Origin of the sequence: Streptomyces sp. NPDC014734 (genome assembly GCF_043083325.1) — a bacterium.
Taxonomy (GTDB): domain Bacteria; phylum Actinomycetota; class Actinomycetes; order Streptomycetales; family Streptomycetaceae; genus Streptomyces.
In genome coordinates this window covers 733475-755938 of record NZ_JBIBYN010000001.1, presented here as the reverse complement: position 1 = coordinate 755938, position 22464 = coordinate 733475, and the positions used below count along the sequence as shown (strand labels likewise).

19 protein-coding genes and 2 pseudogenes are annotated in these 22464 nt (G+C 70.0%); 11 read left to right on the top strand and 10 right to left on the bottom strand.

Features of this window, described 5'->3' with window-relative positions; translation table 11 throughout:
* The first annotated feature begins 55 nt into the window (after window positions 1-55).
* Window positions 56-559, top strand: a complete 504-nt coding sequence (locus ACF1CT_RS03275) for a hypothetical protein (RefSeq protein ID WP_391782019.1) — start codon at window positions 56-58, stop codon at window positions 557-559.
* Between the two features lie 66 nt (window positions 560-625).
* On the opposite strand, the gene ACF1CT_RS03270 is transcribed toward ACF1CT_RS03275, so the two are convergent.
* From ACF1CT_RS03270 to ACF1CT_RS03255, 4 genes are all read right to left on the bottom strand, one after another.
* Window positions 626-1171, bottom strand: a complete 546-nt coding sequence (locus ACF1CT_RS03270; RefSeq protein WP_391782018.1) for an HAD domain-containing protein — start codon at window positions 1169-1171, stop codon at window positions 626-628.
* Window positions 1172-1207: 36 nt separating this feature from the next.
* Window positions 1208-1900, bottom strand: a complete 693-nt coding sequence (locus ACF1CT_RS03265; RefSeq protein WP_391782017.1) for a class I SAM-dependent methyltransferase — start codon at window positions 1898-1900, stop codon at window positions 1208-1210.
* Window position 1901: 1 nt separating this feature from the next.
* Window positions 1902-2813 (bottom strand): phosphotransferase family protein, encoded by a 912-nt coding sequence (locus ACF1CT_RS03260; protein WP_391782016.1) that lies wholly within the window; start codon window positions 2811-2813, stop codon window positions 1902-1904.
* A 76-nt stretch (window positions 2814-2889) separates the two neighbouring features.
* Window positions 2890-3639 carry a hypothetical protein gene (locus ACF1CT_RS03255; RefSeq protein WP_391782015.1) on the bottom strand — a complete coding sequence of 250 codons (750 nt, stop codon included), beginning with the start codon at window positions 3637-3639 and terminating at the stop codon, window positions 2890-2892.
* 223 nt (window positions 3640-3862) lie between these two features.
* On the opposite strand from ACF1CT_RS03255, the gene ACF1CT_RS03250 reads away from it, so the two are divergent.
* The 3 genes from ACF1CT_RS03250 to ACF1CT_RS03240 all read left to right on the top strand — a co-directional run bounded on the left by ACF1CT_RS03250 (window position 3863) and on the right by ACF1CT_RS03240 (window position 7592).
* Window positions 3863-5218: a tetratricopeptide repeat protein gene (locus ACF1CT_RS03250; protein ID WP_391782014.1), complete on the top strand. Its 1356-nt coding sequence runs from the start codon at window positions 3863-3865 to the stop codon at window positions 5216-5218.
* A 1-nt stretch (window position 5219) separates the two neighbouring features.
* Window positions 5220-5756, top strand: a complete 537-nt coding sequence (locus tag ACF1CT_RS03245) for an NUDIX domain-containing protein (protein WP_391782013.1) — start codon at window positions 5220-5222, stop codon at window positions 5754-5756.
* 177 nt (window positions 5757-5933) lie between these two features.
* Window positions 5934-7592, top strand: coding sequence for an AIPR family protein (locus ACF1CT_RS03240; RefSeq protein WP_391782012.1), 1659 nt, complete (start codon window positions 5934-5936; stop codon window positions 7590-7592).
* Window positions 7593-7939: 347 nt separating this feature from the next.
* Here ACF1CT_RS03240 and ACF1CT_RS03235 read toward each other — a convergent pair whose 3' ends face one another.
* The 4 genes and pseudogenes from ACF1CT_RS03235 to ACF1CT_RS03220 all read right to left on the bottom strand — a co-directional run.
* On the bottom strand, window positions 7940-8671 hold the full coding sequence (locus ACF1CT_RS03235; RefSeq protein ID WP_391782011.1) for a HEAT repeat domain-containing protein: 732 nt from the start codon (window positions 8669-8671) through the stop codon (window positions 7940-7942).
* The gene (locus ACF1CT_RS03230; RefSeq protein ID WP_391782010.1) at window positions 8668-9048 is read right to left on the bottom strand and encodes a CPCC family cysteine-rich protein; all 381 of its coding nucleotides are present in this window, start codon (window positions 9046-9048) and stop codon (window positions 8668-8670) included. Before ACF1CT_RS03230 ends, ACF1CT_RS03235 begins: the two co-directional genes overlap by 4 nt.
* A gap of 331 nt (window positions 9049-9379) precedes the next feature.
* A complete protein-coding gene (locus ACF1CT_RS03225) occupies window positions 9380-10570 on the bottom strand; it encodes a hypothetical protein (RefSeq protein WP_391782009.1) in 1191 nt (396 codons plus the stop codon).
* 65 nt (window positions 10571-10635) lie between these two features.
* Window positions 10636-10797 (bottom strand): annotated as a pseudogene (locus ACF1CT_RS03220) (type II toxin-antitoxin system RelE/ParE family toxin); the annotation flags it as partial.
* A gap of 217 nt (window positions 10798-11014) precedes the next feature.
* Between ACF1CT_RS03220 and ACF1CT_RS03215 the strand changes: the two are divergent.
* Window positions 11015-11515 carry a levansucrase gene (locus ACF1CT_RS03215; RefSeq protein ID WP_391782008.1) on the top strand — a complete coding sequence of 167 codons (501 nt, stop codon included), beginning with the start codon at window positions 11015-11017 and terminating at the stop codon, window positions 11513-11515.
* 238 nt (window positions 11516-11753) lie between these two features.
* Here the strand turns inward: ACF1CT_RS03215 and ACF1CT_RS03210 are convergent, their stop codons facing one another.
* On the bottom strand, window positions 11754-14381 hold the full coding sequence (locus ACF1CT_RS03210; protein WP_391782007.1) for a discoidin domain-containing protein: 2628 nt from the start codon (window positions 14379-14381) through the stop codon (window positions 11754-11756).
* 81 nt (window positions 14382-14462) lie between these two features.
* Window positions 14463-15560 (bottom strand): pyridoxal-phosphate dependent enzyme, encoded by a 1098-nt coding sequence (locus ACF1CT_RS03205; protein WP_391782006.1) that lies wholly within the window; start codon window positions 15558-15560, stop codon window positions 14463-14465.
* Window positions 15561-15812: 252 nt separating this feature from the next.
* Here ACF1CT_RS03205 and ACF1CT_RS03200 point away from each other — a divergent pair.
* The 6 genes and pseudogenes from ACF1CT_RS03200 to ACF1CT_RS03175 all read left to right on the top strand — a co-directional run.
* Window positions 15813-16134, top strand: a pseudogene (locus ACF1CT_RS03200) (hypothetical protein); the annotation flags it as partial.
* Window positions 16135-16473: 339 nt separating this feature from the next.
* Window positions 16474-17226 (top strand): GntR family transcriptional regulator, encoded by a 753-nt coding sequence (locus tag ACF1CT_RS03195; RefSeq protein ID WP_391782176.1) that lies wholly within the window; start codon window positions 16474-16476, stop codon window positions 17224-17226.
* Between the two features lie 343 nt (window positions 17227-17569).
* A complete protein-coding gene (locus tag ACF1CT_RS03190) occupies window positions 17570-17752 on the top strand; it encodes an SPOR domain-containing protein (RefSeq protein WP_391782005.1) in 183 nt (60 codons plus the stop codon).
* 107 nt (window positions 17753-17859) lie between these two features.
* On the top strand, window positions 17860-18270 hold the full coding sequence (locus ACF1CT_RS03185; protein ID WP_391782004.1) for a (deoxy)nucleoside triphosphate pyrophosphohydrolase: 411 nt from the start codon (window positions 17860-17862) through the stop codon (window positions 18268-18270).
* A gap of 378 nt (window positions 18271-18648) precedes the next feature.
* Window positions 18649-19077 carry an ATP-binding protein gene (locus ACF1CT_RS03180; protein ID WP_391782003.1) on the top strand — a complete coding sequence of 143 codons (429 nt, stop codon included), beginning with the start codon at window positions 18649-18651 and terminating at the stop codon, window positions 19075-19077.
* 189 nt (window positions 19078-19266) lie between these two features.
* Window positions 19267-21828: a SpoIIE family protein phosphatase gene (locus ACF1CT_RS03175; protein ID WP_391782175.1), complete on the top strand. Its 2562-nt coding sequence runs from the start codon at window positions 19267-19269 to the stop codon at window positions 21826-21828.
* Window positions 21829-22464: the final 636 nt, after the last annotated feature.

Here is a 22464-nt window from a genome sequence, read left to right as displayed (position 1 = left end):
TGCCGATAGTGCTGGCGGATCTCCAGCCGAGGTACGCGTGGGGCATGCTGTCACGGTGAGTGAATCCTCAAACGAGTGGCAGGCTTGGTTGAACAGTCTGGACGCGCGTGGAAGGGCGGCAGCGGAGTCGCTGCGCGCGCGATTCGAAGCACTCGGCGCAGCCGATGCTGGCGACTGGGCCAAGTCGGAGATCTGCGAAGACCTTCCACACCTCGCGCGGTTCATGCTGTTGCGAAGTCTGTGGCGCGGTCCGATCGGCGGTTGGGCCGATCCGGATGCCATCGATCAGCTTCCTGTTGCCCAGCGGCTTCTTGCTGCTGGGGCGAACAAGGAGGATCTCGCTCGCCTGGCGCGAGCGGTCGCCTATGAGGCAGTGTTCGCAACGCTCGATGAGCTGGACACCGGGAGTGATGTGAACGTATCGGGCATCGATGTCGGCTGGCTCGTCATGGAGTCAGCCGAAGACGGCGCCCCGACTGGTCGAGCCCTCTCGGGCCTGCACGAAGATCTCTTGGCCATGGACCCGAGTGGGCGCGATGGCGCGGACTTGTGGCAGTAGCCCTGGTGCAGTGCCAACAGCGCACCCTGATGCCCTCGCTGCTCGTGGCAGCGAGGGCATCAGTCGTCAGGCGGCGCGGGCTGTGCGTAACTGCGCGACCCACCTCGTGACCTCGGTCACGTACTCGGACTGTAGACCGAGGTGCGGGTCGGGCTGAATGAGGAGGGTCGCCGTTCCCTTCGCAGTGCGTTCCACCGCCCATTCATGGTCGAGGCCGGTGAAGTCGTCGTCGATCCAGACGGCGGGGGCATCGCCGAGCCAGGCATCGACGTGGTCGCGCTTCCATAGGTAGCCGTTGGGGTGGCTGGTGGTGATCTGGGGACGTGGCAGGTCGACGTGCGGCAGGGCCGGGAGGTCGAGTAGGGGCCCGATGAGGGTGGTGGCGTCCTGCCGCCAGCTGGTGCACCAGACGGGGGTGACCAGGCCGGTGCGGATCACGTCCATGAGAAGGCGGCCGTGGTCGGGGTTGAGCCAGACGGTGACCGGGGTGTCGGCGCTGCGGCCGGTGGGGACGACGTCGTGGCGGGCGTGGGTGGCCGGGGTCGAGCCCTCTGCGTCGGGGAAGGGCATGAGGACGCCGTCGATGTCGAGGAGCAGGTAGGGCGGGCGCATCGGTTCCTCCAAGGGAAGCCGGGGCGAATGTGCTGGTCAGAGCTTGCGAGCGCGGATCAGCAGGGTGGTGGGCCAGTGGCCCATGCGGGGGTCGTGGAACTCCTGGGCCGAGGTGAGCCAGAAGCCCGCCTGGGTGAGGTGCTTCTCCCACCGGTCCGTGGAGAACTCCCAGCGGGCGATGGGGAGCCGGGTACGGTCGGGAAGGGTGACGTGGTCGCGACGAGGCCGGTCGTCGCCCGAGGGGCTTCGGCCGCCACGCTGCGGGTGCGGGACGGAGAAGGCGAGCACCCGGCCGGGCGTGAGGCGCTGGGCAATGGCTGGTAGCAGGAGCTCGGGCGCGACGAGCCCGACGGCCCCGAAGACGGAATGGATTGCGTCGAACTGATCGTCGGAGGCGTGCAGGTAGTGCAGGGCGTGGCCGGCGACGAAGGTGAGGTTGTTCAGCCGTCCGTAGTGGGAGCGGGCGCGGCGGACCTGGAGGCCGACCAGGTCGACGCCCGTGACGTGGGCGCCGTGTCGGGTGGCGAGGTGGGCGGCGTTGTGGCCGGGGCCGCAGCCGAGTTCCAGGAGTCGCTTGCCGCGCAGGTCGGGGCCGAGGGCGTCGGCTCCGGGACCTTGGCCGGGTCTCGTGGTCCATTCCATCCGGGCGGGTACGGAGAGGGGTTCGGCGAGGCCGGCGGCGGTGCGTTGGAGGGCGTGGACGTGCCAGGGGGATGCCTGGGCGAGCACGTCAGATCTCCAGGAGGTGGAGGACGTCGGTGAGGTGGCGGCGGACGGCCTTGATGTAGGCGGGGTCGGTGGCCGGGTCGTTGATCCAGCGGATGGACTGCTCCATGAACCACTCGACGGCCCACATGCGGTGCCAGCCCAGGGCCCAGTTCTCGGCGGTGAGCCCGCCGCGCGGGGCGAGGGCGTCGGGAGTGCCGCCGGCGGTGACGTACTGCTCCAGGAAGACGCGCAGGCGCACAGGGTGCGGCGGATCGATGGTGCCGTGCCAGCTGGCGAGGTCGAGCAGGCCGGGGCCGGTGAAGGCGCGGGCGAAGTCGAGGAGCCGCCAGCCGCGCTCGCCGATGTGGAGGCTGGTGGGATGGAACTCGGAGTGCACCCATCCGAACGGCTCCAGCGTCGCTCCGGCCGAGCGAGCCTCGGCGGCCTGGGCGATCCGGTCGAGCGTGTCCTCGACGTCGTCGGCGTCCTGCCACCGGTCGGCCTTGCGCAGCCGTTCGAGGTGCTCCAGCGCCCGGGCCGGGAGCATCCGCAGGCGCTCCTGGTCGAGGACGGGCAAGGGCGGAGCCGTACGGGTGCCGTGCAGGATCACGGCCGCGGCGACGCCGTCGAGGTCGTCGGCCTCGCGTACGGACGGTCCGAGGTCCTCCATGAGCATGCCGAGCCAGCCGTCCAGGACGGCGGAGGCGTGGACCTGGGGGACTGGTACGCCGAGGGTGTGGGCCAGGCGGAGGGCCTGGTCCTCGCTGTCGAAGGGCTTCTTGGCGTACTTGAAGATGGCCGTGGAGCCGTCGGGGAAGGCCACGCGTTCGACGCCGGACATGGACCACACGCGTACCTCCTCCCGTACGGCGGTGGTCTGGCCGGTCGCGGTGAGCAGGTTGTCGAGGAGTTCGGCGCTGGGGTTCGTGGTCACGGGAGGGCTCCGGGGAGATGGTGGCGTCCGGGGCGGGCGAGGGATGCCGGCCCGCCCCGGAGCCTGATCGGGTGGGTTACGCGACGGGGTTCACGCGGTGGGCGTAGACCTGCTCGATCCAGCCCGCCTTGAAGGCCGCGAGGTCGTCGCGGAAGTTCGCCATCGAGGCACCGTAGGGCGCGACCACGCCGCCGGACTGGTCCGGCACGGACTGGCAGCCGTGCACGAGCCGGCCGCCGAGCGCGGCGTGGGCTTTGATGGACTCGATGCGGCGGTGCTCGTTGAACCAGCCGCCGTGGTAGACCTCGTCGAGCATCCCGCCCATCTCGTCGTCGAGGTCGAAGACGACGGAGGTGGCGGCGGGGAAGAACCAGCACGGGCCGACGTTGGAGATGTGCCCGTCGAGCTCGACCTTGTTGAGCGCCATGAGCGTGGCCGCCTCGCGGAGCATCCGCAGGTGCTCGGCGGTGATCTGCGGCAGACCGAGGCCGGCCAGATGCTCGTCGCGGAAGAGGTACGAGTACACCTCGTACGCGGTGGCCAGGACGCGGGCCGCGTCGGACGTGGACTCGCTGTGCTGCTTGATGAAGTCGAGCGCGAGCTGCTCGACCGCGCTCTCGGTCGTCTCGTCTACGTCCAGGAGCTGGGACTTGACCAGCTCCCAGTCGGCGACGAGCCAGGTGTTCGACTCGAAGCGGAAGAAGTACTCGGCCGGGTCGATCGTGATGCGCCGGCCGTCGACCTGGATGCCGGGCAGGCGGCTCCAGCGCGGGTCGAACGCCTCGGGCAGCTCGACCGTGATGGCCATGGTGTCGATGGTGGTCACCGTGTCTCCGTCTCTGATTGGCCGGGTTCGGGCACAGGAATGCCCGAGCCCGGTGTGGGCGTACGGAACTTCGGGGTGCCGCCCGGACCAAGGGGGAGCCTGGATCACGGTCGCGCCGTTCCGGGCGGCTGCTGATAAGTGAACCGGTGGTCACGCTCAGTGGGTACGGTGGAAGGCAGTTGAAGCGGTATACGCGGTTTACAGCTCCGGAGTGGAGGCGATCGTGGCGGCGCCGAGAGAACCCAACTCCCGTCTGCGCGATGTCATCGCGGCGGTCGACTGCACCTACGAGGCCCTCGCCAGAGACGTGCGGCGCATCGCGGCCGAGAACGGCGAGATCCTCCAGACCAACAAGTCGGCCATCTCGCACTGGGTGAACGGCATCCGCGCCCCGTCGGGCCGGGTAGGTCAGTACCTGGCCGAGGCGCTGTCCCGCCGAGCGGGGCGCACGGTCACCCAGACCGAGATCGGCCTCCAGGCCAGCGATGACGAAGCGCCGGCGGAATCCGACCCTGTCCTCGCCGCCACCGACCTGGGCCGCGCCGACGTCGAGCGCCGCCGCTTCCTCGCCATCGCGGCCTTCACCACCGCCGGCGTAGCCATGCCGCTCGGATACGACCACGAAGCCACTGCCCGCATGCTCCGCGCCCGCACCGGCACGTCCGTGGTCGGGGCAGAGGACGTGGACGTCGTACGCCAGATCACCGCGGCCTTCAGTGCCGCCGACGAGCGCCTCGGCGGCGGGCACGGCCTGACCACCGTCACCGCGTACCTCGCCGACACCGCCGCCCCCATGCTGCGCGGACGCTTCCCCAATGAAGCCTTACGCCGGACCGCCTTCGGCGCCGTAGCCGAACTCGCCTACCTCGCAGGCTGGAAACACCACGACCTCGGCCAGGAAGGCGCTGCCCAGCGCTACTACCAGGTCGGCTACAAACTCGCCTGCGAAGCCGACCCCCACGGCCACGCCGCCTGGATGATGCGCGCCCTCGCCCACCAGGCCCTGAGCCTCAAGCAGCCCCACCACTGTGTCGACCTCGTCGAAGGCGCCCTGCGACGCGGTCTCGGCCAAGTCGACGGCCAGACCGAGGCGCTCCTCCACATCACCCACGCCCGTGCCTACGCAGCCATCGACGAGAACTCGTCGGCCGCACGCGCCCTGCTCGCCGCCGAGGACGCCCTCCTCCGTGACGATGGCCCCCAGCCCAGCTACTCCCGCGTGAGCGGCCCCGCCGCCGGCACCGTGGCCAGCCACACCGCCCGCACCCTGACCGACCTCGCCGACCACATCGGCACCGAACAGCAGCACCGCGACGCCCTCACCCGCTGGGACCCCGAGAAGTACAAGCGTGTCCACGCGCTCACCCATGCCGACCTCGGCGACAGCCTCGCTGCCCAGGCCCGCGCCGACGAGGCGGTCGCCGCCTGGACTCAGGCCCTGGTCCTCATGGAGGGCATGACCTCCGACCGGACCCGGAAGGCGATCACCTCGATCCGCTCCACCCTGGCGGTTTACCAGCGCCGCCGCGTTCCGGGTGCCGCCGATCTGGCCCGCCGCGCCCGCGAGGCCCTCGCCTAACATGCCCAACAACCCGTCCGACGAAGGGAACACCGTGGCTCAGCAGACCGACGACCAGCCGAAGGCGCTGAAGCCGGCGCTCGAATCGATGACCCTGCTGGTCGCGGCCGTCATCGTCCACGACAAGGCCACCAACCGCGTCGTCCTCCTCCAGCGCAGCGAGAACGCCAAGTTCGCCCAGGGCATGTGGGACCTCCCCGTCGGCAAGAGCGAGCCCGGTGAGCCGATCACCGAGACCGCGGTCCGCGAGCTCTACGAGGAGACCGGCCTCACGGTGAAGCCCGAGTCCCTCAAGGTCGCCCACATCATCCACGGCGCCTGGGGCGTGGAGGCCCCCAACGGCTTCCTCACGGTCGTCTTCGCCGCTGAGGAATGGACCGGCGAACCCGAGAACCGCGAACCCCGCAAGCACTCCCAGGTCCGCTGGGTCGACACCGACACTATCCCCGACGCCTTCGTAGACACCACGGCAAGTGCTCTCAGCCACTACCTGGATGGAGGCTCCCAAGTTTCGCTTGATGGCTGGCTGCAGATGTAGCAAGCAGAACGAATTAGAGCTGGCATCAATCGGTAGGGCGAAAACAAGCAGACGCGCCAAGACGTCATTCTCTAACACAAATTTCAAGGACGGCGGAGCTAATGACTAGCAATGACCTGGTTCTCATCGATCAGCTCCTCAAGCAGCGACAGCAGGAGCGAGTGGCCCCGCTCGCCGATGACAAAGCATTTGAAGTTTTTTGCCTGCGAACAGGCGGTGACTCTCGGAGAGCTATCGCTGGAGGAAATCGAGGCAGGAGTTCTCGGAGGCGGTGACGATGGGGCTATCGACGGGGTCTATGTCTTCCTAGGTGAACGACTGCTGATGGAGGATAGTGAAGTCCTCTCGGACGATTTCAAGGCGACGGCTGTTGAGCGCGGCACGCGGCTGACACTTTGGATAGTTCAGGCCAAGACCACTCCGTCATTTACGGAAACTGCCCTCGATTTGGTTTCTTCGTCTGCTCGTCGCCTTCTCGACTTGTCCGTCTCTGAAGATGACTTGCGTCAGCTCTACAATGAGTCTGTTGTTGAGCGCGTTGGGCGATTTCGTACCGCGTTGCGGGCACTGGCCACGAGGCATCCGAAAATTGAAATTCGGTTCTCGTATGTAACGCGCGGGGACACCGAAACGGTTAACGCTAAAGTTCTGGTCAAGGTGCGCGACTTGGAGTCGCAATTCTCCAAGGTTATGGCCGGGGCAGTGGGGAAAGTGGAGCTTCTGGGGGCGGCGGAACTCTGGAAGCGGGCCAACTCTGCGCCCTCTTACACGTTGACGCTCCCCTTCCAGGAAAGTATCACGCATGGTACTAGCCATATTGTGCTCGTCAAGATTCGGGACTACCTGGCATTCTTGCGTGACGAGGATGGTTCTCTGCGGTGCCATATCTTTGACTGGAATGTGCGTGACTATCAGGGCGAAGTCGAAGTGAACCGTGAGATCCGGGCTTCGCTAGTAGACGCCAATGCTCCTCAGTTCTGGTGGCTTAATAACGGCGTCACCATCGTTTGTTCCCGGGTTTCTACCGTGGGTAAGGAACACTCTCTCGATGACGTACAAATCGTCAACGGTTTGCAGACCTCTCACACCTTGCACCGAACGCTAGAAGGGCTGGCTGTTAGTGACGCAGAAGCCCCTGCACTCGAACGCTTGCTCCAGGTCCGGGTGCTGGTGACGGAGGACGCCGGAATTCGTGACCAGGTAATTCGAGCCACGAACCGTCAGACTAGCGTTCCGGTGGCTTCGTTGCATGCCACGGATGAAATTCAGCGCCAGATCGAGAAATATTTCCTGGAAAATGACTGGTTCTACGACCGCCGTAAGAATTACTACCGAAATCAGGGTCGACCTGCAGGTCGAGTAGTGAGTATCCCGCTGCTGGCTCAGGCCGTTATGGCGATGGGGCTCAGTCAGCCGCATAACTCTCGCTCTCGGCCATCCAGTCTGCTCAAGGATGACACCGAGTATAAGCGAATCTTCTCCGCCGGTATTCCCCTCAACGTCTACCTATGGCTTGCGCGGACTCAGAGTGAGGTGGATTCCTTCCTCTCGTCTGAGGGCGCCGGTGCCCCTGCGGCTGAGCGCACCAACCTGCGCTTTCACTTGGCCATGCTGGCTGCTGCTGAACTGATGGGTCGACGGGTCCATAGCCCGAAGCAGCTCAAGCAACTTGCCGCTGATGATCGGCACAGTACCCCGGAGCTCCTCTTGGGGCAGCTGCAATTCCTTCGTGGCCACTTTGAGGAGCACGCCAGCCGTACTGGCGACACACAGGACAAGATCGCGAAGCGTTCCGACTTCGTGGAATCTCTCCTCGGAACAGCCGGCTACCTCTGACTACCTGGGCTAGCCCAGGAGGGTATGCGTGGCAGCATCGGCGCTACTCTGCGTGCAACAGAGAAATGGAGCGTTAGCAACGTTCCATAGATTTGAATGCCAGCGCGCGGAGTCTCGCCAGCCGCATTCGCGTTTCGGCTGGGTGGGGTCAAGATGCTATGTCAGGGCGTCTCCGAAAAGGGCAGGTGGTAGATGGTCGTCGCCCGGAACGTACGGCTCGTGGTTCGAGGCCGTGCGCGCTGCGCGACGGCCAACAGCCGAGCGGCAGCGTCCTCCTCGGAGACAGAGGCGAGCCCGAGGGCATGTAGCTGTAGTGGATTCCCTTGGGGGTACTGGGACGGCTTCGGTCACCTCTTCGGGTGCAGGTCGGCACGGTCGATCCAGGTGGGGGCGACGAAGATGTTGTGGCCGGTGGGGGCTTCTGAGGCTTCCAGCAGGGACCAGGTGCGGGACTCCTCGACCAGGTGCTCCCAGGGCGCGGTCCAGTCGAGGTCCCAGTCCAGGCCAGTGTCGGAGACGCCGTACGTGCGGCCGGCGTCCACGCGCCAGAACTGGGAGTAGAGGATCACCTGGGCGTGGTCGGCCAGGTCGTTGATGATCTCGGTGAAGCGAGCCGAGGGCCAGCCAGGAGCGTTGTCCGCAGCGGTGGCTCGTAGGCGCGCGGTGAGCGGTGGGACGACGGGGGTGCGTGCGCCGAGTTCGGTCAGGGCCCAGCGGATGCCTTCCGGCTCGCTCCAGTCCGGTGGCGTCGCCCGTTCCAGGCAGGCGCGGTAGGCGCGGCGCACGGGCTCGACCGCGCCGTCGATTTTCAGGCCCGCCAGGGCCATCGCCGCCCATTCACGGACAGTGGAGTCGTCGTTGCTCAGGAGGGCGATCAGGGCGGGGCCGCAGCGTGGGTCCGCCACCTCTTCGAAGACCTCGATGGCGGTCAGCTGGCCGAAGCGGTCGAGGGAGGGCAGTCCGTCGATGATGGCGGGGATGGCGTCGGGGCCGATGCCGATCAGTTCCGCGCGGGCGTCGTACGACGGGCCGGTCGAGTCGTCGAGCTGCTGGATGAGTCTCTCGATGTGAGGGGTCATGGGTGGTCCCGCCGCCAGAAAGTAGGCAGCCACCAGCAGAGCACCGAGTGGTCATCGGGCCACGGGGCGCGGTCCTCGGCTGCCCAGTCCTCGAAGGAGTCCCGTGTCAGATCGATGGGGCGCCAGGCGGGGTCGAGCGGCTCGTCCTCGGCCGGCGGGCGGACGAACCGGCGGCCGTGCTCGTCGCAGGCGCCGAAGTCCTGGTAGTTGCGCTGGGCCTCGATCAGGGAGACCTTGTTCGCCCCGCCGCCCATGGTCGGCCAGCGGAACTGGACCCCGTCGTCCTCCCAGAAGCAGACGGGGCAGATCTCGTACGAGCCGGGCATCGCGTCCAGCACGCGGTGCCCGCAGCAGGGGCAGGGGTAGGAGCCGCTCACCCGCGCAGTCTCGTTGCAGGTCCCGCCCGGGTGCCATGGATTTCTCTGCCTCAGTGCCCCCGGCCAGTCCGCAGCCAGTCCGCAGGACACCCGTAAACGGTTGTCGGGAGCCAACGCACGCCAACGAGGAAGCCCCAGGTCAGAGCCCTAGACAGGGCTCCGCCGCAGGTCAGGATCTGGCCTCAGGCATTCCGCTTCAACGTGTGATCGAATCACTGCAGTGTGTTAGACGACTTCGTCAAACACGCAGGTCGGAAGGGGGCGGCTCCTCGGGGAGTCGGCCCCTTCGTCGTCACCGTGCTGGATGACTGCTGGATATTCTGACGTGGCATCAGGCTGGACGGGTCCGGCTCTGTTCGGCAGACGGTTCGAGCATTGGCTCGAAGGTGGACTCCTCCTCATCGGGAATGCGAGGGAGGAATCCGTCGGGGACGGTGCGGGCGGCGGTGGTGAGCAGACGGTCCAGGACTTCCAGGTCGGTGGCCGGGGGGAGCCTGAGTGCGGCGAGGAGGCGGTCCCGGACGGCGGGGTGGTCCGGGTGATCGTCGAGGTAGTCGGAGTTGAGGGCCGGGGGCCGGAAGCCGGCCAGGGCGTCGTGCCAGGACGGAAGGACGATGGCGAGGGTCAGGGCCTCGGCGAAGGACTCGGCGATGAGGGAGGCCCGGCCCTCGGAATCGGTGTAGAGCACGGGGCGGGGGCCGTCAGGGACGGCCGGGCCGCAGAGGTAGTGGGTTCCGCCCGCGTTGCAGCCGGCGACCGGCTCCACCGCGAGGCCGTTGGGCAGGGTGATCGACTCGATCGGGTCGGTGCGGGCCAGGTCGAACTCGCCGTCGCAGGACAGGTAGGAGGCTACCTCGGGTTGCGCGGCGATCTTGAGGAGCAGCGCGTCGTCCGAGAGGACGGCCGGGTTGAGGGCCCTGGCAATCGCAGGGGTGAGGGGGTGTCCGGCGAGGACGTGACGAACGGCGTCGAGAGGTACGGGGTGCTCGTAGTAGTCCTCGAAGTGGGCCTGGACGGCCTCGGGGGAACGGTCGGCGAGGAGATGGAAGAGGAAGCCGGAGCCGTCCGGGTCCTCGTTGCCTGCGGGGAAGGCGATGGATGAGCCGGTGCGCCAGGTAGTGTCACCGGTTTCCCGCCACAGGCAGGCGGTGATCCGAGGAGCGTCGCTATCGTCGTCGCGGAACGCGGGCTCGTCCAGCAGGCAGCGCAGCGTGGCGGGCACGTCGTCGATGACGCCGGGCCAGACCTGCTCGTCGTCCGTTCCGTACGGACTCATCTCCGATTCGTGGTCGAACCCGCGTATGAGCACGCCTGCTGGGGTGAAGAGGACGGAGAAATCGTCCCCCGAGCCGTTGTCCATCAGGGCCGCCTCCTCACCGGGACCCCAGGCCGCATCGAAGGTGTACCGGCAGTACCGCGGATCGTCGCAGATCGCCGCGTCGAGGACGGCCAGTGCGCGCAGGTGGGCGCGGAGTTGGGCGGGGTCGGGGAGAAGGGACGCGGTCTCGTGCACGGTGCTCATGGCGTCATGGAAGCAGCCGCCACTGACAGCCTGGTGCGGCTGGCCGGGGAGGGGCGGCGCTGCCTTCAGCGGATTCCTGCCGAGCGCACGTGTTCCTGAGCGGGATCACTGTCGTAGAGGGCGGATCGGTGTCCGACGTGAACGACCCCGACCAGCAATTCTCCGTTGTCGATCGTGTGGACAACGCGGTAGTCGCCCCGTCGCCGACATGTCCTGTGGCTGCTGTTGGGGCGTCGCCGACCGGATCATCGGGCCCGGGACTCCCCGGCCGCTTCGGTCATGTGCTGGTGCTCCGGGCGGCAGCGCCGTTGCGCGGCTGCCTCGTCGGGGCTGACCGGGAGCCTCCGTTCGGCAGCGAAGTTGGTGGCGGTCGGTCGTGTCGCGGGTGGTGTCTCCGGCGTATCGAGTGCTGCGGAGCCGAGGGGCTCATGGACAATCACAGCCATGAGCGAAGAGGCGATACGGAATTACCTGGCCGGGGTCGAGGGCAGGTTGGCGGCGGACGGGTGCGCTCCGCGCTGGGAGGACTGGGGCGGGGTTCCGGTTCTGGTCGGGCGCCGGGCCGACTTCCGGTTGCGGTGGGCGGCGACCAACCTGCACCTGTTCACCGTGGCCGCCGCCGTACCGGAGGTCAGCCTGCCGGTCGTCGAGGCGTTCACGACGCAGGTGCTCACCTATGCCAGGAAGAACAAGGGCGGTCTGCCCGTCGGAATGCAGACCGGTGTCGCCTCCTTCCCCGTCCTGGTCAGTGACCGGGTCGATCCGGCGGCGATGGCGTGGGCGGAGGAGAAGCAGCGCAACCAGTTCGCCTGCTTCGCGCGACCGGTCGTCGTCGACAGCGCGCGCGGACATGTGGGCATGTACCGGGGGAAGCCGGCCGTGGGGCGGGCCTATGCCGCGCACCTGATCGAGAAGGGCGGCCGCTACTTCTCGCCGCTGGGCTGAGCCGGGGGTTCGGACGTCCGAGGTCCGGGTGTCCGGGGCCCGGACGTCCGGGGGGTCCGGGTTCCCGAGGCCCCCGGGTGTCCGAATGATTCAGACTGTGGGATTCCGGATGTCGGGATTTCGGCTGCTCGGATTCCCGAGGCCGGGATTCCGGAGGCCGGGATTCCGGAGGCCGGGATTTCGGAGGTGGGGATTTCGGCGGGGTTCGGGGGACAGGGGCGTGGCCCCGGCGGTGATCTCACGGCTGGGTCACCTTCAGCTCCCTTACGCCCACCGGCTTCTCCGGGTCGTCCGAGGTGACGGTCAGCCGCACCCGGCCGGCCGTCGCGCCGGGTCGGTACGGCCGCCAGGTGGTGCCGTTCACCGAGGTCTCCAGGTGGTGGGTGACGGTGCGCGCGTCCGTCCACTCGGGCTGGACCGAGGTCACCGGGGCGACGCGTCCCAGGTCGACCGTGAGCGTTCCCGTCGTGCCGGCCGGGGACCAGGAGGTGGCGGGGCTGCCGTCCACGGCCGCCGCCGCGTACAGGCCGGGGCTCTCGGAGGTGGCGGTGACGGGACGGCAGCGGGCGGCGTTCGTCGTCGCGGCGAGGTCGGGGCGACGGGTGGGGAGGGCGAGGGTGCCGGTGAGGAGGCGGGGGCCGGTGGGGGTGTGGATGGTGAAGGGGGTGCCGGAGGTGAGCCGGACCGTGGTGGTCAGGGGGCCGATCGCGATGTCGAACGTGCGGCCCCGGTAGCGCAGGCCGGTCAGTGTGACGCCCCTGCCGAGCTGCGGGGGCAGCAGCGGATCGAGGCGCACCCCGTCCTCCCGCAGCCGAAGGCCCGTCAGGCCGTGGGTGAAGACCTGGAGGAAGCCGCCCTTCCCGGTGAGGAAGTCCTGCGCGGGGGAGCCCGACAACGGGTCCTCGGCGCCCGCCTTCGCCCCCTTCGCCTCGCTGAACAGGGCGAACGGGCCGCGTACGAACGGGCGCACGGATCGCTGGAGGTAGGTGTACGTGGCACATCCGGCCTCGCCGATCGCGGCGGCGTCGATCGCGTGGACCGAGTCCGTCATCGCCGGGCCGTCCGGATCGGTGCGGGCGGCGTAGTAGTCGAGTGTGGACGCGGCGGCGCCCGGCTCCATCGGCAAGGCCAGGGGGTAGATCAGCAGCACGGTGTCGGCCTGCTTGATCGTCGACCCGTTGTAGCCCGCGTACTGGAGGAAGAGTCTGCGCGCCGGGTCGTACGGGATGCGCAGGCGGTCGGCGACCCGCGTCCAGTCGGACGGCGCGGGATGCCCGAGCAGGCGCGCCGAGCGGGCGGCGTCGCGCAGCGCGGTGGCCGCGACGGCGTTGGTGAAGACTCCGTCGTCGACGCCGTTGCTGTACTCGTCGGGGCCCGCGACGTCCTTCAGGGAGTAGCTGCCGTCGTCGTTCGCGGTGGCCCGTGAGACCCAGAAGTCGGCGATGCCCCGGAGCAGGGGCCACCCGTGGCCGGCCAGCCAGTGGCGGTCCCCGGTGGCCAGGTAGTACTGCCAGACGGCGAGCGCGACATCGCCCTGGAGGTGGATCTGGGTCAGGCAGTGCGGGGGATCCCAGCTCTGGCACTCGGACCACAGATCGCCCCGGCTCGCGCTCGTCCATGGGTAGAACAGGCCACGGAACCCGAGCTTCCGGGCATTGGCCTGTGCGGCGCCGCGTGTGCGGTAGCGGTACTCGACGACCGAACGGGCCAGCTCGGGGCGGGTGACGAGCAGTCCGGGGAACATCCATGTCTCGGCGTCCCAGAACACCAGACCGGCGTAGTTGTCGCTGGTCGGTCCGGCCGGGGCGATGCTGTCACGGGCGCCCGGCCGGGTGGCCGCGAGCAGGCCGTACTGGGCGGAGCGCAGCCACTTCTGGAGGTCGGGGCTGTCCGGTACGGAGACGTCGGCCGCCCAGGCCCGTCGCCAGGCTGCGGCGTTCGCGGCGAGGACGGTCGGCCAGCCGCGCCGGGCGGCCCGCCTCGATGCCTCGGCGGCGGTGGTGCGCGGCGCGGACGAGGTGAGCGCGGTGTCGACGCCGACGTACTTCTCGAAGGTGTACGCGCGCCCGTCGCGGACCCGGACGCCGCTGTGGACCGTGCCGGTGCCCTGTACCGGGGCCGCTCCGGCGTCCGGGATGCGCAGGGTCTGCGCGACCGCGCCCGCCGTCCCGGTGCCCCGGGTGCGGAACGTGCCGTCGGCGTTCAGCTCGATCCGGCGCGCGCCCCGCGGGTCCAGGCGGGCGGTGACGGTCGCCGTGCCGGTCCAGTGCGGCGTCATGCGCAGCTTTACGGCGCCGGTGTGCACGTCGGACCGGTCGGCGAGCACCTCGTACGTGAGGTCGGTCGCCCGCCCGTCGGCGGTGGTCCAGCGCAGCGACGTACGCACCAGACCGCAGCGGAGGAACAGGGTCTGGCGGTAGCGGGAGATCCGGCCGGCCGGTGTGCCGGAGCCGTAGGTCTCGTCGCCGACGCGTACGTCGAGCGTGGTCCAGCTCGGCAGTGCGGCGATCACCTCGCGGCCGGCGGCGAGATCCTTCTCGCGCCCGAACAGCCCGGGGACGAAGGCGCCGTCGTAGCGCGGGGTGAACAGCGGCCAGCCGGTCTTCTCGTCCGACGCCGCGTACCCGGCGCCCGCGGCGGGTACCCGGTGGGCCAGGTAGCCGTTGCCGACGTAGGGGGTGTAGCCGTCGGTCCCGCCGAAGCGGGTGGAGACCAGGGCCCAGGCGGGATCGGTGTCGCGGCCGCAGTCGGTGGCGGCCGGCGGGCGGGGCGTCGCCGCGTACGACAGGACCGGTGGTGGTGCGAGCAGGGAGCCCGCGACCAGGGACGTCAGGGACGCGAGAAGGCAGACGCGCGAGAGGCTCACCGTACGAACGTAGGGGCTGTCCCGCCTTCCCCGGTGGATCGGCGCACGGTGCGCGGCGTGCGGGTGAACGGGCTGCTCCGGTCAGGGGGCGAGGCCGGTTTTGAGTCCCGCGCCGCACAGCGGTACGACGATCTCGCGGTCCGTCCGGCCGCCGACCGCCGCCCAGCAGGCGACGCCCGTGGTCTCCACGTAGAAGCCGCGGGCGGCAAGGTCCCGTTGGGCGGTCCGGAGCTGTTCCTCGGTCACGGTGAGGAAGGTTCCGCCGGATTCCCGTACCGCCGCGAGGATGGCGCGGGCGCGCGGGGGGCGGGTGATGGCGATGCCCTCGGCGAGGGTCGGCGCCGTCGGGCCGGCCGGGGCGTCGGGCAGGTCGTCGGCGCCCGCGTGGAAGGCGGCGGCCAGCGGCGACACGGCCGCCGCCTGTACGGCGAGGAGTTCCGGACGCCTGTCGATCAGCCCCTGGGCATGGAGTTCGGCGGTGGCCAGGGCCGCGCCGAGAAGGAGGGTGCCGTTGCCGACCGGCACGGCGATGGCGTCCGGGAGCCGGCCGCCGAGGTCCTCCCACAGCTCGTACACATAGGTCTTCGTCCCGTGCAGGAAGTACGGGTTGAAGACGTGGGAGGCATAGAAGGTGCCGGGGGCATCGGCGGCGGCACGGGCCGCCCGCGCGGTCGCCTCGCGGTCACCGGGGACGATTTCCAGCCGGGCGCCGTGGGCGCGGATCTGCTCGGTCTTCTTCGGGGACGTGCCCTCGGGGACGTACACGGTGCAGGGGAGCGAGGCACGGGCGCAGTAGGCGGCCACCGCCGTGCCCGCGTTGCCGCTGCTGTCCGCCACCACGCGCTCGGGGCCCAGCCGCCGGGCGAGTTCCGCGAGCATGACCGCGCCGCGGTCCTTGAACGACAGCGTCGGCATCAGGAAATCGAGCTTGGCCGACACCGTCGCGGTGAGGGGGACGAGCGGGGTGCGCCCCTCGCCGAGGGTGGTCGTCGGCGAGCCGAGAGGCAGCGCCTCCTCGTAACGCCACAGTGAATTGACGCGGCCGGGCAGGGAGTCGGGCACGAGCGGTCCGCAGACCTCGAAGTCGAGATCCCAGGGGCCGCGACAGAGGGGGCAACACCAGGTGAGGGCGGTGGTTTCGGCGCGGGTCCCGTCCTGCGGGCAGACGTAGGTGGCCATGCCCGACAGGATGTCAGACGTATGGCGGGCGAATGTCAAAGGTATGGCACGCCTCAAGGGACCCTTGTGCGACGGCCAGGGATCGGCCGATCCTTCGCCGTCGAACGGGCCGTGGACGGTGGAGATCCGGAAACGGTTGATTGGCATGCTCATGATTTGACGTGTCGTGTGCGTGGCGTGAATGGACCTGTTCGGCATGATCCGGGACCGGTTCGTCCGGTTCTGTTCGTCCCGCTCCCCCCTCCGTGTCCCGCGACCCTCGACGGATACGCGGCCGAACTCTCCGAGGCGCGGGCGAAGAGGTTCGCCGCCGATCCTGCCGTCGTGCCCGTCGTGCCCGTCGTGCCCGTCGTGCCCGTCGTGCCCGTCGTGCCCGTCGTGCGGAACCGGACCTTCACCGTCACCGGAACCCAGCCCTCGCCGCCCTCGCGGGGCCTGGATCGGATCGACCAGGAAGTCTCTCCCGTCGAACCAGGGTCACGGCTATCCCGACAAGGCGGGCGAGGGCGTCACCGCCTGCGTCATCGACACCGGTGTGCGGATCAGCCGCGGCGACTTCGGTGGCCGCCCCTCGGCCGTCCGCGGGCGCGCGGCAGCGGGGGAGCGGTGGGGGTGTGGGGGCGAGGGGTGGAGGGCGGCGGAGTGGGGAGCGGCGGAACCGGAGGGCGCGGGGTACGGGGCGCGGTCGCCTGTGGTGCGGGAGGGGACGGGGCGCGGCCGTTTGAGGTGCGGCTGCGCCCGGGTTCGGATGTGCGGGGTCTGGACGCATGGCCGGTTCATTCCTGCGGAAGGGGGTGGACATGCGCGGGAACGGCCGAAGTCATCACTTCAGGTGAAACTTTGGCCCGTGCTTGCGATGCACAACCGACCGTTGTCAGTCTGTTGCAGACTGTCAACCTGTTGGGAGTGGCCTGTGACTTTCGGTGAGCAGCCCGCCTATTTGCGTGTTGCGGGCGATCTGAGAGAGAAGATCGTCAATGGTTCGCTGCCGCCGCGCACGCGCCTGCCGTCGCAGGCCCGTATCCGCGAGGAATACGGAGTCTCGGACACCGTCGCGCTGGAGGCGCGCAAGGTGCTGATGGCCGAGGGCCTGGTCGAGGGGCGCTCCGGTTCCGGTACGTATGTGAGGGAGCGTCCCGTCCCGCGCCGGATCGCTCGTTCCGGATACCGGCCGGGGTCGGGGGCCAGTCCGTTCCGTCAGGAGCAGACGGCGGAGGGGGTGCGCGGGACGTGGGAGTCCCGCAGCGAGCAGGAGGCCGCGAGCGTCGCCGTGGCGGAGCGCCTGGGCATCGAGCCGGGCGACCGGGTGATGCGGACGAAGTACACCTTCCGGGAGGCGGGGGAGGCGATGATGCTCTCCACCTCCTGGGAGCCCCTCGCGGTGACCGGGCGTACGCCGGTGATGCTGCCGGAGGAGGGGCCGCTGGGTGGCTGCGGGGTGGTCGAGCGGATGGCTGCCATCGATGTCGTCGTGGACAACGTGGCCGAACAGGTCGGCGCGCGTCCGGGGCTGGCGGAGGAGCTCCTGGCGCTCGGCGGGGTTCCCGGTCATGTGGTGATGGTGATCGAGCGTACGTACTACGCGTCGGGCCGCGCGGTCGAGACGGCGGATGTGGTGGTGCCCGCCGACCGCTTCCGTGTCGCGTACCACCTGCCGGTCAGGTGAAGGGTCCGCGCGGGGTGGGGCCCGCCGCCCCGGCGGCGGGCCGGGGGCCGTGAGCGGCGGCGGTCGTCGTTGCGCCCTCTTGTCATGTCCCGGGAATTCGGTCCCGGAACGGTGGGCGGGCGGTGGTGAACGCGGGGTGAGGGATGAGGGATGAGGGGTGAGGGGGCGCATCCGGGAGGATGCGCCCTTTCTCTTGGCCGGATCGGTATCTCTTTGTGTAATTGCGTATTCGTTGAGTAAAGGTCTGGCGTAGGCTCCGGCATATGCGTACTGCGGTTCCCTGGGGTTCCTCAAAGACCTGCACATCGTTCGAGGGAGGGGCGCGATGCTCGGAAGGGGTGCGATGACCGACAGCGGCGCCGAACTCCCTTGGCTGGTGATAAGGCGGGACGACAACGGCAAGAGCTATCGCGTCGGCAGATATGCCACGCGCGGTGAGGCTCAGGAGATCGCCGACAAGCTGGAAGTCCACGGCCATGAGCAGCTCTACTGGGTGGAGCGCATCGGGCAGCGCGGGCGGCCGTAGGGCGTGCTCCCGTGGCGCGGGAAAGCGCCTCGGGGGAGTGAAGCCCCCGTGGGGGAGCGAAATGCCGTGTGGGGAGTGAAGCGCCGCGGGGGGTTACGCTCCGGTTCATGAACGATCGCGTGGTGGTGGCCGGAGCCGTGTACGACCGGGGGCGGCTGCTGGCCGCGCGCCGTAGTGCCCCGCCGGAGCTGGCCGGACGATGGGAACTGCCGGGCGGGAAGGTGGAGCCGGGGGAGAGCGACGAGCAGGCGCTCGTGCGCGAACTCCGCGAGGAGCTCGGCGTGGAGGTGGCGCCGCTGGCGCGGATTCCCGGTGAGTGGCCGTTGAAACCCGGGTACGTGCTCCGGGTGTGGACGGCGCGACTGGTGTCCGGCGTGCCCGCGCCGCTTGAGGATCATGACCAACTGCGCTGGCTCGGGCCCGATGAGATCGACGTTGTCGACTGGCTGGAGCAGGATCTGCCGGCGGTCGCGGAGGCCATGAGGCGTCTTCCGGACGGCGACCCCGCCGACGTCTGACGCGTCGGGGCGCCGCGTGGGACCGGTTCTGCGGTGAGTTCCGTTCCGCGCCGCCGGATCGCGGTGAGTTCTGTCCCGCGCTGCCGGAACGCGGCATGGCGGGTGCCGACGGAGTCGGGCAGTGTGGTGTGCGCCGATGGTGGTGGCCCCCGCGGCGTGCGCCGCGGGCGCGGGGCCGAGGGTGGGTGGTGTCGTCGCCCGCCGTCACGGCGCGCGGCACGTGTCCTGTGCGCCCCTCTCTCGGCGTACATCTGTTCGTGTGCATGGTCATACACCCGTACGCCCCACGTGTCGATCCCGACGATACTTAGTCCTGATTATCGGGTATGTGCTGATTAGCTCGCGTAAACAGGACGTCCCCGTTGCTGGTCTTGGGAAGTGGTCGGCGTGATCGACGGCGAAGGCGACTGCGCCGAGTGGACCTTTCCCGCCGAGCCCGGCGCGGTGCGCACCGCGCGGCAGGCGGTCCACGAGACGTTGCGCGGCTGGGGGCTCGACGCGGACCTGGGGGACATGACGGTTCTGCTGGTCAGCGAGTTGGTGACCAACTCCATGCGGTACACATCGGGCCCCATCGGGGTGCGGCTGCAACGCCCCCATCCCAATGGCGACATGCCTTCCGCCTACCCCGGATTGCTCGTGGAAGTCTCAGATCCGCTTCCGGATCCGCCCACCGAACGCGCGGCCGGTCCCGACGACGAGGGCGGCAGGGGGCTGCAACTGGTGGCGTGCTCCGCCCGGCGCTGGGGGACGAGGCGCGGAAAGAGCGGCAAGACCGTGTGGTTCGAGCTGGCTCTGCCTGGTTAGGAGTGGGGTGGGACGACGATCACCGGAGGTCGGACAGAACCTGTCCGAAAGGGACTGAGACCGTGCTGTGATCGTGAACGCCGTGTCGGTCGGGGCCGTAGTGCTGAATACTGCGGGCAGGACCGGTCCGGTGTGTGAGCTGGAGGGGACGGTCGCGTGAGCGAAATACCTGGGACGGCGGGCGGCATCGTGTGGCAGAGCAGTCCGCCCGGCTCGATCTATGACTACATCAGGGTCGCCTCCTTCTCGATCGGCCCCGACGGCCTGATCGAGCAGTGGAGCCGACGGGCGGCGGATCTGTTCGGCCTGGCCGCGGATGTCGCGGTGGGCATGGATCCGGTCGAGGCGTTCATGCCCGCGGAACTTCGCCGCAACGGCCACCGCCGGGTCGCCGAGATCCTCGACGGCAGGGAGTGGACGGGCCTCGTCCCCTTCCGGATCCCGGGGGAACGGGCAGTGCGCGGGGCCGCCGAACTCTATGTGATGCCGAGTGAGACGAAGACCGGGGAGCGGGCCGCGCTCTGCATCGTCGTGGACGTCCGCGCACTGCACCGCATCGAGACGGACATCGCCGCATCACAGGCCATATTCGGCCAATCGCCCTTCGGCTTCGTGCTGTTCGGTACGGACCTCGCGGTGGTGCGCGCCAACGAGCGCTTCGCCACCGTCTTCGGCGGAAGGGCCGACGACCACCGCGGCCGCACGGTCGACGACTACCTTCCCCCCGCCGAGGCGGCCCGCCTCACCGCCACTCTGCGGCGGGTGCTGGAGACCGGTACGTCCGTCACCGACCTCCAGCTCGTCGGCCACGCCCCCGGCGACCCGGACCGCCGGCACTGGTCCATGAACCTCTACCGGGTGCACAGCGGATCGGGCCGGCCCGTCGGCATCGCCGGACTGGCCACCGACGTGACCCGGCGCCACATCGCCGCCCGCGAAGCCGCCAGCGCGCGCCGCAACCTCGCCCTGCTCAACGAGGCCGGTGCCCGCATCGGCACCACCCTCGACCTGGAGACCACCGCCCGCGAGCTCCTCGACGTCGCCGTTCCCGGCTTCTGCGACCTCGCCTCCGTCGACCTCTACCAGGGGCTGCTCACCGGCGACGAAGCCTCGCCCGGAAGCTGGGACTCGCTCCGCCAGGAGTCCGTCGGCGGCTCCGCCGAACTGCGTCGCGTCGCCCTCGCCAGTGCCGTCTCGGATGCCCCGGGCGTCACCGCGGCAAACCTCGCCGCCCGCGACACCGGCCCGCCGGCGCTCGGCGCCGTGCACCGGTTCCCGTACGGCTCGCCGTGCGCCGTCGCGCTGCGCACCGGGAACGTCGAGGTCGTGCCCGGGGACGACCGGGGTTTCGTCCAGTCGACCCTGGCCGTACCGATGGTCGCCCACGACATGGTGGTCGGCCTCGTCCAGTTCTCCCGCACCAAGGGCAGCGAGCCCTTCGGCGAGCGCGACCGGGGGCTGGCCACCGAACTCGCCGCCCGCGCCGCGGTCTGCATCGACAACGCCCGCCTCTACCGGCGCGAGCACGAACGCGCGCTGATCCTCCAGCGCAGCCTGCTGCCGCCCGGCGCCCCGGAGGCCGCCGGACTCGACATCGCCTGCCGCTACCTCCCCGGCAACACGGCCACCGAGGTGGGCGGCGACTGGTTCGACGTGATCGAGCTGCCCGGCCACCGCACCGCACTCGTCGTCGGCGACGTCATGGGGCGCGGTCTGCGCGCCGCCGTGGCCATGGGTGAACTGCGCACCGCGGTACGGACGTTGGCCCTGCTCGACCTGGAGCCCGCCGAGGTGCTCGCCACGCTCGACGAGGTGGCCCGTGGGCTGGGCGCGCCGGGTGGCAGCGCGGACTCCCTCCCGAAGGGCTCCCCGGGCGGTGCCCGGTGGCCCTCGCGGGCCGCCCGGAAGTCCGGCGAGGCGGACCTCTCCGAGGTGTACCTGGCGACCTGCGTGTACGCGGTCTACGACCCGGTCACCCGCCGGTGCACCTTCGCCAACGCCGGGCACCTCCCCCCGGCCGTGGTCGAGCCGGGGCAGCGGGCAGTGCTGCTCGACGTCCCGCCCGGGATGCCGCTCGGCGTCGGCGGCGAGCCCTTCGAGGAGGTCGAGGTCGAACTGAAGGAGGGGGCCCTGCTCGCCCTCTACACGGACGGCCTCGTCGAGTCCCGCGACCATCCGCTCGACGAGGGGTTCAAGGCCCTGCGCGACGCGCTCGTCGAACCGGAACGGCCGCTGGAGGACGTCTGCGACCACGTGCTGACCAGCCTCGACACCCGGCACGGCGAGGATGACATCGCCCTGCTCATGGCCCGTATACGAGGCCTCCCGGTCGACGCCGTCGGCGACTGGCGGCTGCCCCGCGAACCCCGCTCCGTCGGCCGCGCCAGGGAACTGGCCCGCGACCAACTGCTCGACTGGGGCCTCGGTGAGCTGGTGGACACCACGGAGCTGCTGGTCAGCGAACTGGTCACCAACGCCCTGCGGTACGGGGAGGGCGAGACCAGGCTCCGGCTGCTGCGCGACCGCACGCTCGTGTGCGAGGTGTGGGACTCGGGCCTCGTCCAGCCGCGGCGACGGCGGGCCCGTGACACCGACGAGGGCGGGCGCGGGCTGCAACTGGTCGGGATGCTGAGCGCGGGCTGGGGTTCCCGGCGCACGCCGCGCGGCAAGACGGTCTGGTTCGAGCTGGCGCTTCCCGACGGGGAGCCGGCCGTCGAGCCCACGGTGGAGCAGCTGCTGAGCATGTACTGAGCGGCCCGTCGGCCTCGGCGCGGGCCCGGAGCGCCCTCTCGTTCGGATCGTGTCCGGATCGTGCCGGGACCGGATTGCCGGTGCGCCCGGCCGGGCGGGTCGACAGCAGGCCGATCGACAGCGGGTCCGTCGGCGGCAGGCCCATCGGGGGTGGGTTCGGCGGTGGGTGGGCTCATCGGCCGGGGCGCGGGCGCCGGCGTCCGCGCCGGACGTGCTCCTGACGGGATCGTTCCTGACGAGGCCGCTCGTGACGGGGCTGGTCGTGACGGGGTTGGTCGTGACGGCAGTGCTCGCGACGGGACTGCTCGTGACAGGAGTGCTCGCGACAGGGGCGTTCGTCAGGTTTTCCGGCTGTTCTGCCGGGCGTGGTGCGAGTGGTGGCTCGCCTCCGGCGCTTGGCGCACGCGTAGCCGGCGGCCGCCGCGGTGCCGCCGAGGACCGCCACCGGGAGAATCAGATCCACGGGGAACGGTGTCACGTCTGCGAGGCTATGTCCGCTTCCCGTGACCCGCGACCCGGGGGGGGGGGGGGGGGGGGGGGCCGGCGCGGGGGGCCCCCCCCCCCCCCCCCCCCCCCCCCCCGCCCGCCGGGGCGGGGGGGGGGGGGGCCGCCCCCCCCCCCCCCCCCCCCCCCCCG

Coding starts and splice junctions, on each gene's coding strand:
- ACF1CT_RS03185 (WP_391782004.1), top strand. CDS start 17,860: ATGAACGATCGCGTGGTGGTGGCCGGAGCCGTGTACGACCGGGGGCGG.
- ACF1CT_RS03225 (WP_391782009.1), bottom strand. CDS start 10,570: ATGAGCACCGTGCACGAGACCGCGTCCCTTCTCCCCGACCCCGCCCAA.
- ACF1CT_RS03240 (WP_391782012.1), top strand. CDS start 5,934: ATGACAAAGCATTTGAAGTTTTTTGCCTGCGAACAGGCGGTGACTCTC.
- ACF1CT_RS03190 (WP_391782005.1), top strand. CDS start 17,570: ATGACCGACAGCGGCGCCGAACTCCCTTGGCTGGTGATAAGGCGGGAC.
- ACF1CT_RS03245 (WP_391782013.1), top strand. CDS start 5,220: ATGCCCAACAACCCGTCCGACGAAGGGAACACCGTGGCTCAGCAGACC.
- ACF1CT_RS03270 (WP_391782018.1), bottom strand. CDS start 1,171: ATGCGCCCGCCCTACCTGCTCCTCGACATCGACGGCGTCCTCATGCCC.
- ACF1CT_RS03235 (WP_391782011.1), bottom strand. CDS start 8,671: ATGACCCCTCACATCGAGAGACTCATCCAGCAGCTCGACGACTCGACC.
- ACF1CT_RS03215 (WP_391782008.1), top strand. CDS start 11,015: ATGAGCGAAGAGGCGATACGGAATTACCTGGCCGGGGTCGAGGGCAGG.
- ACF1CT_RS03205 (WP_391782006.1), bottom strand. CDS start 15,560: ATGGCCACCTACGTCTGCCCGCAGGACGGGACCCGCGCCGAAACCACC.